Here is an 11,873-nt window from a genome sequence, read left to right as displayed (position 1 = left end):
CGGTGGTGGTGGCTGAGGTCGGCGGCTGCGTCACGGCCGGAGCTCCAGGAGGAACACCGACCGCGGAACGAGGTCGAGATCGAGCTGGACTTCGCCTGCATCGGACACCCGCGCCTCGGAGGGGCCGTCGACGGTTCCGTTGATCGACGTGCGCGTGACGCGCACCGTGCGGCCGGGCCAGGGCAGGTTGCGGATGTCGACCCGCGCGGACTCGACGCCCGCCGATGCCAGCGCTCGCCGCTGCGGAGGCAGGGTGAGGCCGAGCTCGATGCGCTCGGCACCGATCGGGATGCGGAACGTGAAGCGGTCCTCGGCCCGTTCGGCGAGCGCCGAGTCGGGCGCGACGTAGTTCGCGACGAGCACGCGCACCACGTCCCCGTCGCGACCGGCCGCGCAGGCGAGACCCGACTCGTCCCCGCCGATGACCGCGAGGCGGCGGCCCCTCAGCGCGCGTCCGGCGAGCGCGAGCGCGCGGGAGCGTTCGTCGGGAGCGCCGTCCGCCGCGCCGACACCGGCCGGATCGACGAATCCGTAGTGCGGGTCGCGCCCGCTGTCGGCCCGGAAGAAGAAGGCGTGGTCGATGACGGTGTCCTGCAGGTAGACCGCCGTCGCGGCCTGGAACGCGCCCTTCTCCGCCGCCGGCGCAGAGCTGCTGGGCACGGCGAGGTAGTTCCAGTAGCTGAGCGTCAGGTCGGTGTCGGTGAAGCCGTATCGGTCGAGCAGGGCCCGCAGCTCGGCGGCGACGAAGCGGTAGTCGAGGGGGTCGCGACTGCCGTCGGTGAACCAGAGGAAGGAGAAGAAGTCCAGTGGCAGGTCGTTCGCGCGCACGAACTCGAGGAAGCCCTCCCGGTACGGGGCGCCGGCCTCCAGCGGGAAGGCGGTCGCCGGCCCGCCCACCGTCAGGGTCGGGTCGACCCGGCGCACCGCCTCGCAGAACGCCCGGTACATGGCGAAGAACTCCTCGGGACGTCCCGCGAAGTGCAGCGGCCCGAGGTCCGGCTGGTCCCCGAACTCCCAGATGCGGATCGGCTTCGACGGGCCGCCCGCCCACCCCTGCGCGTAGTGGCGCACGATGTGCTCCACCACGCGGCCGTACAGGTCGACGTCCTGCGCGGGGAGCTTGTTGGAGGGGATCGAGCTGGCCACCGTGAACATGACCTCGGCGCCGATCGAGTGCACGGCCTCCACCCACTGGTCCGTCGCCGCGAAGTGGTAGCTCGCCGGATCGTCGACGGGAGCGTCCCAGTCGGGGAACAGGCTCTCGGGGTTGTTCTGCGTATCGAGCCGGGAGACCCAGTCGAACGACCGCACGACCGTGACCCCCGCTTCACGCCACAGGGGCGTCATGTCCGGGAACTCCGCGTGCCCGACGGCCGGGCCGGGGATCCCCCCGACGCCGTTGAGCGGTCGGAAGGCGCGCTCGTCGGAGGCGTCGACCACGAGCAGCCGGGTGGAGGGAGCCGGCGCGGGCGCGCCGGCGGCGGACGATTCGACGGTGCTCGACACGAGCATCTCCTTCAGTGCGAGGGGCCGGTCGGGCCGGTCAGTAGGGCATCCGCAGCAGGCGGTTCGCGTACTCGTTCGCGATCGGCTCGTCGTGACGGAGGTGCTCGATGCGAGCGCGGTACGCCTCCGGGGTGACGGAGTCGAACTCCTCGAGCATCGACTCGATCGAGCGGTCGTGGACCGCGCGCACGCGCGGGAGGCGGCGCTTCATGAACTCGAGCTGGGCGTCGCCGAGGGACTGGTCCTTCGCGAGCTCCTGAGCGAGGACGACGCCGTCCTCGATGCTCATGGCGGCGCCCGATCCCAGGTACGGCGTCATGGTGTGCGCCGCGTCGCCCATGATCATCACGCGTCCGCGGAACCACGGGTACGGCACCCACACGGTCGAGTAGGGCGTGTAGGCGACGTTCTCGGCGTGCCGCACATCCTCCAGCGCGTCGGCCAGGAACTCGGATCCCCCGGTCAGGGCGACCGCCCGATCGTGCATGATCCGGGCCATCTGCTGCGGGTCGTACCGAGGGCGCCCCTCCTCCGCCACCGTCAGGACCATGTACATGGTGTCCGCCGACAGGGGCGTGAGCATGATCTTGCCGCCGCGGCCCTGGCAGATGATCGGCTGCATGAGCCTGCGGCGGTTCGGGAGCCCCGCACGCCACGCCACGCCGCCGAGCGGGCGGGGAGCGTACTGCTCGCCGAAGTACTCGCGGCGGATCTGCGAGTGGAGGCCGTCGAACCCGAGGACGAGGTCGTAATCGGCCCGGTCGCCGCTGCTGAACGTGACGACCGCCTTGTCGTCGTCCGGGGCCACAGCGGCGACGGTCGTGCTCATCCGGAAGGTGCAGCCGTTGTCGACGGCGTGCTTCGCCGCCAGCTCGAGGAAGGCCATCCGCGACATCGTCACGCAGCCCGGGAGTCCCTCGTCCCGGGTGCCGTAGCTCATCGTGCTGAGCAGGTTGCCCTCGGAGTCGTAGTTGTCGATCCCCGGCGCCGGGTGACCCACCTCGAGGACCTGGTCCAGCAGGCCGATCTCCCGTACCGCTCGCAGGCCGTTGATGCGGAGGCCGAAGCCGACGCCGGCGACGCTGATCTCCGGCTTGTCGTCGATGACCTCGACCCGAGCACCGATCCGGGCCATGGCCGAGGCGGTCGTCAGACCGCCGATGCCCGCACCGACGATCAGGATCCTGAGGGGCTCCCCCACGGTCTAGTCCTCGAGGTCGGCGGCGGTGGCGTACGGCACCGGCGGCTTCGGCTGCAGCTGCTGCACGGTCGACGGGCTGTACGGGTGGCTGGTGTCGGTGGCGGGCTCGTCGGCGGGCGGCATGAAGACCGGCTTGCCGTCGTCGCCGAAGTACATGAGGTCGAGATCGAAGGCGCCCTGGTTCTTCTCGCCGAACGCGACCCAGTTCTCCTCGAACGGTGCACGGGCGAGCTCGAAGCAGCGGAAGTGCCAGAACCTCCACTCGCCGTCCTGCTTCAGGAAGTCGATCTCGTACTTGCACCACACCCAGTGCGCCCAGACCTTCTTGCCCTGCACCTCCTTCGGCGAGTACATGTCCGGGAAGGCCTCGGCGACCGCAGGGTCGGTCAGCCCGGATTCGGTGCCGGCCATGAGCCAGACACCGCGGGCCGTCTCGGCGTCCCCGGCGACCTCGATGACCGGGGTCGTGGTGGCGTGGAGGATGAGCTTGCCGACCGGCGACGGGCGGCCGCGGTGGTAGCGCGTGACGCTCTCCCAGGTCGTGTAGACGCCCGCATTCGTGTACTGCGCGCGGATGCCCGGGGTGCCCTCCTTCACCCACAGCGGGATGATCTGCTCGTCCTGGAACGCGTTGTGCAGGAACATGTAGCGGTTGAAGAGGTTCTCCACCTCGCCGCGGTCGGCGGCGCGGCGGGCGAGCAGCGTGGTGGCGGCGAGCTCCTCGCGGAGCCTGGCGACCTCCGCCTCGAGCGAGGTCGGGTCGACGACGTCGGTCATGGCTCGGTTCTCCTTCGTTCCGGTCTGATCAGGCTGGGACGCCGACGGCGTCCTCGATGGAGCGGCGCAGCAGGGCGTGCTGCTGCTGGACGAGCTGGACCGGGTCGACCTCGCCGAGGTCCTGGAAGGCGTGGCCCTCCCACTCGCTCGAGAAGTAGCCGGTGTACCCGCCCTCGACGAACTGCCGCACGATGCGCGCGGTGTCCATCGCGGGCTCCTGCCCGTCCGGCGTGATGTCGTAAAACTTCGCGTGCACGTGGAAGATGCGCGGCATGATGTCGAGCCACTCCTCCGGCGCGACGAGGCCGTGCATGTTGAACGCGAGGCGGGTGAACGGCCCGAAATCCGTGGGGTCGACGCCCTCGCCGGTCAGGTAGTCCTCGAACTTCTGGTTCCGCACGTGCATCGGCGTCGGCTCGTGCCAGATCTCGTTCATCACCGGGAAGTGCCGCTCGTGGAGGCCCATCCGCGACAGCTGCCGGAGCAGGGTCGGCGACAGGCTGTGCATCGTCGACGAGAAGTCGGCGGTGAAGCCGAGCCGGTCGGAGTCGAGCTCGTCGTACATCTCGCGGACCCGCACGATGTTCGGGTCGTTCGGCCCCGAGGGCGCATGGATCTCGAGAGCGAGCTTCTGGTCGTAGCGCTCCGCGAGGGGCAGGAGGCCGCGCAGCAGCTCCCTGCCGTGCGACCGGATCACGATCCGCTTGAAGCCCAGCTCGTGCGCCGACTTCAGCTGACGGGCGAGGAACTCGTGCTCCTCGTCCGGCGTCATGTCCCGGTCCTTGCGGCGGCCCATGTCGAGGTTCGTGCCGACCGCGCTCGGCTCGAGGCCGTAGCGCTCGATCGAGTCGCGCCACAGCTTCACGAAGTCCGCGTCGACGTCGGGGTAGGTGCGGTTCATCTGCGCGAAGTTGAACTCGACGCCTGGGCCGAGCCCTTCCTCCGCTGCGGCGCGGATGAGCGTCTCCGGCGTGTAGAGGCCGGCCGCGAACTCGCTCGTCAGCGAGTAGAGGGTGATGCCGAGCTTGATCCCGGTGCCGGCGATGCCGGTGTCGTCCGTCATGGTGTTCCCCTCGGGTCAGTGGACGGGCTGCGCGAGGTGCGCGGCGAGCTGCGCGCGCGCCGTCGCGGAGTCCGTCGTCATGCGGGAGCCGGCGGCCTCCGCGGCGGAGCGCTGCACGGCCTGCTCCCCCGCGATCACCTCGAACGGGCTCTGCCACGAGTTCCAGTGCCACCCCTCGTACTCGGACGAGACGGCGCCGTCGTACCCCTGCTCGACGAGCAGCCGGATGAGGTCGCGGACGGGGACCGACGGCTCCTCGCCGTGCTCGTCGATCCCGAAGTGCTTGCCGTGCACGTGGCGGATCCACGGCATGATCTCGAGCCAGTCGTCGACCCGGGCCGGGCCGAAGAGCCCTGTCGCGTTGATGCCCATGTCGACCCCGAGATCCGGGCGCCCGTGCTGCGCCGCCAGGCCGATGAACCGGCCGAACCGCTGGCCGTGCTCGGCCTGGTCCGCGGGCGGTCCCGCCTCGAAGAACTCGTTCCAGAGGTCGACGACCGCGGTCAGCAGCGACTCGGGCGCACCGCGGCGGCGATAGGCCTCGATGAGGGACGGGGCGAAGCCGACGGTCGTCGCGCCCCAGTCGGCGGTGAAGCCGAGGAACGGCGAACCGACCTGCTCGTACCGGTCCCGCAGGGCGAGGATCCTCGGGTGCGACGCGTACTGGTCGGCGTGCACCTCCAGGGCGAGCGTGACGCCGTACCGCTCGGCGACCGGGGCGAGCCGCTCCATCGAGTCCGGCTCGAGGGAGATCTGCACGCGTGCGATCGGGAACCCGAGGCGCGCGGCGGCCTCGATCTGGCGCCGCATGTACTCGATCAGCTCGTCCTGGTCGAGCAGGCGATCGCGATGGATGCCGATGTCGGCGTTGATGGCGAGCGACGTCGGTACCAGCCCGACCTCGGCGACGAGGTCCTTGAACCAGCCGACGTAGGCGTCGTCGAGGGCGGGGAACCCGCGGAAGCTCGAGAAGCCGACGATCTCCAGCCCCGGGCCGAAGCCGTCGGCGGCGACCTTGCGGATCAAGCCTTCGAGGTCGACCTGCCGGCCGTGGAAGGCCCGGGTGAAGCTGTACAGGGTGACGCCCTGGACGGGCGAGCCGAGCTCGGTCACGAGACGGCCTCCTTCGCGCTGCTGGCGGCCATGGTCTTCGTGTCGTGCTCCTCGATCCGGAGCACCTCGTCGTCGCCGATGACGATGTAGGGGATGTAGAGCTTCAGCTCGACATCGACGCGGTGCTCGCCACCGGGCTCGACAGGCAGAGCGCCGGTGACGACGGCGGAGTCGAGCGGGAACCACCAGTCGTCGGACCGCTGCGCGAGCTCGGCGATCGGGTGGGTCTCGCCGTTCATGGTCCAGGTGAGCGAGTCGGCCGGCGCGGGAACGCCGTCGACGGCCAGTGACACCTCCGAGATGCAGGACGCCGGGATGGCGCGGTACCACGGGATGCGCACCTCGACGGCGGCGTGCTCGCCGTCCGTGGTGAGCGTCCCTTGCTCGATGATGCGGTCGGGGATCACGGGGTTCCTCCTCAGGCCTGCGCGGCGAGGTCGCGGATGAGGGCGGTGGAGGCCGCCGACTCGGTGGTCGGGTAGTACTCGAGGCCGATCGGGCCGTCGTAGCCGGAGGCGCGGAGGATGCGCAGCGCGTTCGCCCAGTCGATGGCGCCGGTGCCGGGCTCCCCTCGGCCGGGCGCGTCCGCGATCTGGACGTACTTGACGGTGTCGCCTGCGCCGGCGAGCTCGGTCGCCTCATCCTCGCCCTCGACGGTCATGTGATAGAGGTCGTAGAGGATCCCGAAGAAGGGCGAGTCCACGCCGCGCGCGATGTACGCGGCCTCGGCGGTGCGGTCGAGCAGCGAGCCGGGGTGGTCGACGCGGCCGTTCACGGCCTCGAGCACGAGCGTGATGCCCGACCCGTCGATCTGCGCGATCGCCTTCCGGTAGATCTCGACGAGCTTGTCGAGCTGGACCTGCCGCTTCCAGCCGCCGAACCCCGTCCCGCTGCCGACGACGATGCGCGGGCAGCCGAGCTCCTGCGCGATCGCGACGCCCTCGTCGAGCTTCTGGTAGAACGCGGAGTGGTCCCACGGCGGGATCATGAACTGGGTGCGCGGCTCGGAGAGCTGCGCCGTCAGCTGCACGCCCGTCTCCTGGAGCGCCGCCTTCAGCGCCGGGAGGTCCTTCGGCTTCGCGGGCGCGTCGACACCGGTCGGGCCCCAGATCTCCACGGCCGTGAAGCCAACGGCCGCCGCGGCTCGGACGCGGTCCTCGTAGGCACCCGCCTCGGTGAAGAGGAGTTCGATGTTGGGCGCGAGCTGGTACATGGCTTCCTGTCGGTCGATCGGTGGGTCGGTCAGGCGTGGGCGAGCGCGGCGTGCATGCTCGCGCGGATGAGGTCGTGCTGGCGGCGGACGAGCACGAGCGGGTCCACCTCACCGAGCTCGGCGAAGGCGTGCCCCTCCCACTCGCTCGACCAGTACCCGCGGTACCCGCCCTCGACGAAGACGCGCACGTGCTCGGGGTAGTCGATGGCCGGCTCCTGGCCCGCGTCGTCGATGTCGTAGAACTTCGCGTGGACGTGGAGGATCTGCGGCATGATGTCCGCCCACTCGCGCGGATCGACGTGGCCGTGCATGTTGAACGCGAGGTGCGCGAACGAGCCGAGGCGCCCCGGATCGAAGTCGCGGCTCCGCAGGTAGCCGATGAACTCCTCCTGGCGCTCGCGCATCGTGGCATCGGTGACCCAGACGGCCTGGAGGCGGTCGACCGCCTCCTCGTCGAGACCCGCCCGGCGCACCGCGGTCAGCAGGCTCGGCGACATCGCGTGCATGGTCGAGGAGAAGTCGGCGACGAACCCCAGGAGCGGTGAGTCGAGCTCCGCGTAGGTGTCGCGGACCTTCTGGATCGTCGGGTCGTTCGGGCCCATCGGCGCGTGGATCTCGTAGGCGAGCTTGAGGTCGAGCCGCTCCGCCACCGGGAGCAAGCGGCGCAGCAGCTCGGGCTTCGCGCTCTGGATGCGGACGAGCGGGAAGCCGAGGCGCTTCGCGCCCTGCAGCATCAGCTCGCTGAAGTCGAACTCCTCGTCCGGCGTCATGTCGCGGTCGCGGCGCCTGCCCATGTCGAGGTTCGCTCCGAACGCGGACTCCACGAAGCCGTGCCGGTCGAACGAGACCCGCCAACGCGCCACGAACTCGTCCGAGACGACCGGATAGGTCGGCAGGACCTGGGAGGCGACGATCTCGATGCCCGGCCCGATGCCGAGCTGCGCGACCCGGTCGAGGAGGCCGTCGAAGTCGAACCAGCCCGCGCGGAACTCCGCGCTCGCGGAGTAGAGCGTGAGTCCGAGCTGGAACGGGTCGCTCGCGTCGGCGACCGGCGGCGCCTCCACGCTCGTCAGCGCCGGCGCGGCCTCGTCCCGGTCCGTCACCGCCAGCGTCAGCGCCTGGTGGACGACGTTGGGCACGTACATCCCGGGGCCGCCGTCCTGCCCTGGTGCGATCTGCATGTAGGGCAGCCGCAGCTCGCCGTGCACGACGACCTCGTGCTGCTCGCCGAGGTCCGCCGGCCTGTCGCGCCGGATCACGAGCAGCGGATGCGACTGGAGGTACCAGAGCACGTCGCTCTGCTCCGGGAGGTCGGCCATCGCGTACCGCACGCCGTCGAGCTCGAACGCGAGATCCGCCTGGGGCACGGCCTCACCGTCGATCGTCACGGTGATGGACCCCACGCTCGAGAGCCAGAGGCTCCGGTACCACGGGATCGTGAGCCGCAGCGCCAGCCCATCGGGGTGGCTGCGGAGGCTCGAGGCGTCGACCAGTCCGTTCGGCATGGGCTCCTCTGTTCCGCCCCGGCTGCGTCGCCGGCGACGCTCGGACTGTAGCAGTGATTATGTCGTTTTCATACCGAAGTCGATCGATGCGTCGCGGAAGCGGGTCTCGACGAGTCGACGGTGCGCGCGCGTCCGATCGAGCCCGGACACGGAGGCGGGCTCCCACTCGTGGCCGCCCCACTCGCTGCACACCACACCCGCGAACCCCGCCGCGAACAGGCTGTCGAGCACTGCGCCGACCTCGCCGTCGAGGTCGGCCTCCGCCGATTCGAGGTCCCACCACGTCAGGTGCACGGAGGCGATCCACGGCACGAGCGGAAGCCACGCGGCAGCAGGGGTCGAGCCGAAGCGGGTCAGCGCGGTGACGAGGAGCCCGTGGACCTCCGGGGAGCTCGAGGGATCGGCGAGCAGCGGCAGCACCCTCGCGGCGAGGCTCCCGTCGCGGAAGGCGCCGGCGATGCCGGCCACGACGGAGGTCGGGAGCCCGCGCACCTCGAGCGCACGCAGGTACCCCGGCGGCGCGCCGGCCATGAGCGCGCTCGTGTCCAGCAGCAGTCGGACGCCCGTCACACCGCTCCGCTGAAGATCGTCGACGCGCGCCAGGAGCCGGGGCCCACCCGGATCCTCCGGCCCCTGCACCTCCTCGAGCAGCAGGACGCCCGTGCCGTCGGCGTGCTGCGCCGCGCGCTCCAGCACCGACCAGGGCAGCACGCCGAACGGCACCCGGACGCCCACCGCCCCGAGGACCGCCGCCGCGTCGAGCTGCGCGCGGAGCTGAGCGAGCGCCGCCTCCTCGTCGATCGTCCGGCCCGGCGCGGGGGTGAGGTCGGCGCCGCCGCCGAGGAGCGAGACCGCACCGCCCTCGTCGCGCACGACCCCGGCGGTGCGCGCCACCTCCGCGGGCTCGAGGCGGGGGAACGAGCGGAAGTGCTGGGCGGCATCGATCTCGACGACGCCCGTCACGCCGGAACCGAGGACGTCCCGCAGCAGCTCGTCCGGCGATCGTGCCGCCGCGAGCAGCTCGTTCGTGAGCGCGAACAGCGTCACCGCCCATCTCGGTCCACCGCTCGGCATCACGCCGCGACCTCGACCGGGACGGTCCCCCGCGACTCCTGCAGGACCTGCAGCGATCCTCCGCCCGGCCCCGTCAGGAACGGCAGATGGAGCCGGACGCGCAGCGCCACCTCGACGGCTCCCGACAGCGACCACCCGCTCCAGGCGAGCGTCAGCCGGTCCTGGACGAACCAGTACCGATCCACGAGCGTCGCGAGCTCGCCGACCGGCAGCAGGCGCCCGTCGAGCTCGACGCGCAGGTCGGGCACCGCTCGGCCGTCGACGAGCAGCGCGACCGACACCACGGCGGACAGCGGCATGCTCCTGAACCAAGGCAGCCCCACCGCGAGCCGGCACCACGGGCCCACGGACAGCACCGCGCCCCGCAGCGCGTGCTCGGCGAGCGTCATGAGGCTTCCGCCGAATGGACCGTCATCGTCGCCCGCCGTTTCCGCCGTGGATCAGCAGAACGGACCGTACCCGACTCCAGTACGCTGCGCAGCCAGGGTCGATCGGCGCGACGGAGCGCTGACGGGGAGGCGACATGGCGCACGGCAACCGCGAGCTCGTCACCGAGTTCGCCCGCATCTTCTACACCGAACGCGATCCGCGCACGGCGTTCGCACGGTTCGTCTCGCCCGACTACATCCAGCACAACCCGGGGCTGGAGGACGGCCCCGAGGCCGCGGTCGAGGGTCTCGAACCGAAGTTCCGCGCCGAGGGCGCCCGCTTCGAGATCCAGCGGATCCTCGTCGACGGGGACCTCGCCGTGGTGCACGTGCGGGCGAGCCGCCCCGGCGCCCCTCCCGCCGCGGTGGCGGACTTCTACCGGATCGCCGACGGTCTGCTGGTCGAGCACTGGGACGTGCTGCAGCCCGTGCCGGCCGAGTCCGCGAACCCGCATCCGATGTTCTGATGGCGGCGGCACCGCTCCTCCCGCGTCTCGACGCCCCGGACACCGGGCCGACCGCGCCCGAAGCCGGGAGCATCAACGGATTTCCTTATGCCCGAGATCCGCAACTATTATGTTGATTTCGAGCGGAACACGTGTGAGGCTGACCGCGTCCCGAAGGGGCGACCGGCCGGATGTCCTGCCAGGCCGGTCACAGACGACGAGGTCTCACGGAAGGCTGGCCATGCCACAGCACATCACCACGCGAGTCCGCCGGGCAGCAGCCGTCGCTGCTGCCGCAGCGGTCGTGGGCGTCTCGCTCACCGCCTGCTCGGGCGGTACCGCCTCCGGCTCCGGCAAGGAGCCGCAGACGATCACGTTCGCGTTCTCGGAGGCGAACACGAAGGACACCTCCTTGGCGGATGCGGCCACGGCCTACGAGAAGCTGCACAAGGGTGTCACGATCACCATCCAGAAGCTGCCGGCGGAGAGCGTCGCGCAGGCGATCGCGACGCGGGTCCAGGGCGGCAACGCCCCTGACGTCTTCGCCGCGGAGTCCGGGGTCGGTCAGGTGAACGCGATCCAGCCGTGGGCCAAGGCGGGCCTGCTGCTGCCGCTCACCGACCCGGCGATCAAGAGCGCGCTCGAGCCTGCCGGGCTCAGCCAGTTCGAGTACAACGGCAAGATCTACGCCGTCTCCCGCGGCAGCGGTCTGAACGGCATCATCTGGAACGGCGACGCCGCGAAGCAGGCGGGCATCGACCTGTCGGGCACGTCGACGTTCCAGGACGTGCTCGCGGCATGCGACACCGCGAAGTCGAAGGGCAAGACGCTGTTCGGCCTCGCCGGCGCGGTGCCCCCCAACCCCGGCTTCCTCGCGCAGATCATCGCCAGCTCGGTGGTCTACGGGCCCGACCCGAACTGGAACTCGGAGCGCGCGGCCGGCAAGGTGAAGTTCGCGACGACGGACGGCTGGAAGACGACGCTCTCGTCGATCGAGACGATGTACAAGCGCGGCTGCTTCCAGCCGGGTGCGACCGGAGCCGGCTTCGACGCGCTGACCAACGGATCGGCGTCCGGGAAGTTCTTCGGGTTCTTCGCGCCCGGCGGTGCCGCAGCGAGCGTGAACGCTGCGTCCGGTGGTCACGTGCACCTGACGGTGCTGCCGTTCCCGTCGCCGACCGGCACGACGTACGCCTCCATCAGCTCGGACCAGGTGCTCGCGGCCAGCGCGAAGACGAAGAGCCCGAAGCTCGTGCAGGACTTCCTGAAGTGGATCGCGGGCCCCGACGGCCAGAAGATCGTCTCGCAGGGCGTCGGCTACCCGGTGGGCACCAAGGACGCCAGCGCGCTCCCCGACACCTACAAGCCGGTCGCGTCAGTGCTCACCTCGACCGACGTCCGGTCGTTCCCCTCCATCGAGTGGGCCAACGGCAAGGTGACGACCGATCTCGGTTCCGGGGTCCAGGGCATCCTCACCGGGCAGAAGACCGTCGACCAGGTGCTCCAGCAGCTCGACACCGACTGGGGCTGATCCCATCACCACCACG

Annotated in this window: 12 protein-coding genes; 2 read left to right on the top strand and 10 right to left on the bottom strand. The window is 70.8% G+C overall.

The window, feature by feature from the left end:
- Nucleotides 1–30 precede the first annotated feature (30 nt).
- The 10 genes from ACTHLI_RS07270 to ACTHLI_RS07225 are packed head-to-tail and all read right to left on the bottom strand — an operon-like array spanning nt 31 to nt 9,841.
- A complete protein-coding gene (locus ACTHLI_RS07270) occupies nt 31–1,506 on the bottom strand; it encodes a GH39 family glycosyl hydrolase (RefSeq protein WP_440182491.1) in 1,476 nt (491 codons plus the stop codon).
- Between the two features lie 37 nt (nt 1,507–1,543).
- On the bottom strand, nt 1,544–2,707 hold the full coding sequence (locus tag ACTHLI_RS07265) for an FAD-dependent monooxygenase (protein ID WP_440182490.1): 1,164 nt from the start codon (nt 2,705–2,707) through the stop codon (nt 1,544–1,546).
- A 3-nt stretch (nt 2,708–2,710) separates the two neighbouring features.
- The gene (locus ACTHLI_RS07260; protein ID WP_440182489.1) at nt 2,711–3,484 is read right to left on the bottom strand and encodes a nuclear transport factor 2 family protein; all 774 of its coding nucleotides are present in this window, start codon (nt 3,482–3,484) and stop codon (nt 2,711–2,713) included.
- A 28-nt stretch (nt 3,485–3,512) separates the two neighbouring features.
- Nucleotides 3,513–4,547 carry a sugar phosphate isomerase/epimerase family protein gene (locus ACTHLI_RS07255; RefSeq protein ID WP_440182488.1) on the bottom strand — a complete coding sequence of 345 codons (1,035 nt, stop codon included), beginning with the start codon at nt 4,545–4,547 and terminating at the stop codon, nt 3,513–3,515.
- A 15-nt stretch (nt 4,548–4,562) separates the two neighbouring features.
- The gene (locus tag ACTHLI_RS07250) at nt 4,563–5,660 is read right to left on the bottom strand and encodes a sugar phosphate isomerase/epimerase family protein (protein ID WP_440182487.1); all 1,098 of its coding nucleotides are present in this window, start codon (nt 5,658–5,660) and stop codon (nt 4,563–4,565) included.
- Nucleotides 5,657–6,067 (bottom strand): C-glycoside deglycosidase beta subunit domain-containing protein, encoded by a 411-nt coding sequence (locus tag ACTHLI_RS07245; protein WP_440182486.1) that lies wholly within the window; start codon nt 6,065–6,067, stop codon nt 5,657–5,659. The genes ACTHLI_RS07250 and ACTHLI_RS07245 overlap by 4 nt, the downstream gene beginning before the upstream one ends.
- Before the next feature lie 11 nt (nt 6,068–6,078).
- Nucleotides 6,079–6,873: a TIM barrel protein gene (locus tag ACTHLI_RS07240; RefSeq protein ID WP_440182485.1), complete on the bottom strand. Its 795-nt coding sequence runs from the start codon at nt 6,871–6,873 to the stop codon at nt 6,079–6,081.
- Nucleotides 6,874–6,902: 29 nt separating this feature from the next.
- Nucleotides 6,903–8,378: a C-glycoside deglycosidase beta subunit domain-containing protein gene (locus ACTHLI_RS07235; protein WP_440182484.1), complete on the bottom strand. Its 1,476-nt coding sequence runs from the start codon at nt 8,376–8,378 to the stop codon at nt 6,903–6,905.
- Between the two features lie 57 nt (nt 8,379–8,435).
- Nucleotides 8,436–9,425 (bottom strand): hypothetical protein, encoded by a 990-nt coding sequence (locus ACTHLI_RS07230; RefSeq protein ID WP_440182483.1) that lies wholly within the window; start codon nt 9,423–9,425, stop codon nt 8,436–8,438.
- A 26-nt stretch (nt 9,426–9,451) separates the two neighbouring features.
- Nucleotides 9,452–9,841 (bottom strand): hypothetical protein, encoded by a 390-nt coding sequence (locus ACTHLI_RS07225; RefSeq protein ID WP_440182482.1) that lies wholly within the window; start codon nt 9,839–9,841, stop codon nt 9,452–9,454.
- Between the two features lie 134 nt (nt 9,842–9,975).
- Between ACTHLI_RS07225 and ACTHLI_RS07220 the strand changes: the two genes are divergently transcribed.
- Together ACTHLI_RS07220 and ACTHLI_RS07215 are read left to right on the top strand one after the other, a co-directional pair.
- Complete coding sequence (locus ACTHLI_RS07220) at nt 9,976–10,347, top strand: nuclear transport factor 2 family protein (RefSeq protein ID WP_440182481.1); 372 nt, start codon at nt 9,976–9,978, stop codon at nt 10,345–10,347.
- Between the two features lie 220 nt (nt 10,348–10,567).
- Nucleotides 10,568–11,857, top strand: a complete 1,290-nt coding sequence (locus ACTHLI_RS07215) for an ABC transporter substrate-binding protein (RefSeq protein ID WP_440182480.1) — start codon at nt 10,568–10,570, stop codon at nt 11,855–11,857.
- Nucleotides 11,858–11,873: the final 16 nt, after the last annotated feature.

This window comes from Amnibacterium sp. (assembly GCF_051956055.1).
Taxonomy (GTDB): Bacteria; Actinomycetota; Actinomycetes; order Actinomycetales; family Microbacteriaceae; genus Amnibacterium.
This window is presented reverse-complemented; position numbering and strand designations above follow the sequence as displayed.

Coding starts and splice junctions, on each gene's coding strand:
- ACTHLI_RS07260 (WP_440182489.1), bottom strand. CDS start 3,484: ATGACCGACGTCGTCGACCCGACCTCGCTCGAGGCGGAGGTCGCCAGG.
- ACTHLI_RS07255 (WP_440182488.1), bottom strand. CDS start 4,547: ATGACGGACGACACCGGCATCGCCGGCACCGGGATCAAGCTCGGCATC.
- ACTHLI_RS07240 (WP_440182485.1), bottom strand. CDS start 6,873: ATGTACCAGCTCGCGCCCAACATCGAACTCCTCTTCACCGAGGCGGGT.
- ACTHLI_RS07235 (WP_440182484.1), bottom strand. CDS start 8,378: ATGCCGAACGGACTGGTCGACGCCTCGAGCCTCCGCAGCCACCCCGAT.
- ACTHLI_RS07225 (WP_440182482.1), bottom strand. CDS start 9,841: ATGACGCTCGCCGAGCACGCGCTGCGGGGCGCGGTGCTGTCCGTGGGC.
- ACTHLI_RS07220 (WP_440182481.1), top strand. CDS start 9,976: ATGGCGCACGGCAACCGCGAGCTCGTCACCGAGTTCGCCCGCATCTTC.
- ACTHLI_RS07215 (WP_440182480.1), top strand. CDS start 10,568: ATGCCACAGCACATCACCACGCGAGTCCGCCGGGCAGCAGCCGTCGCT.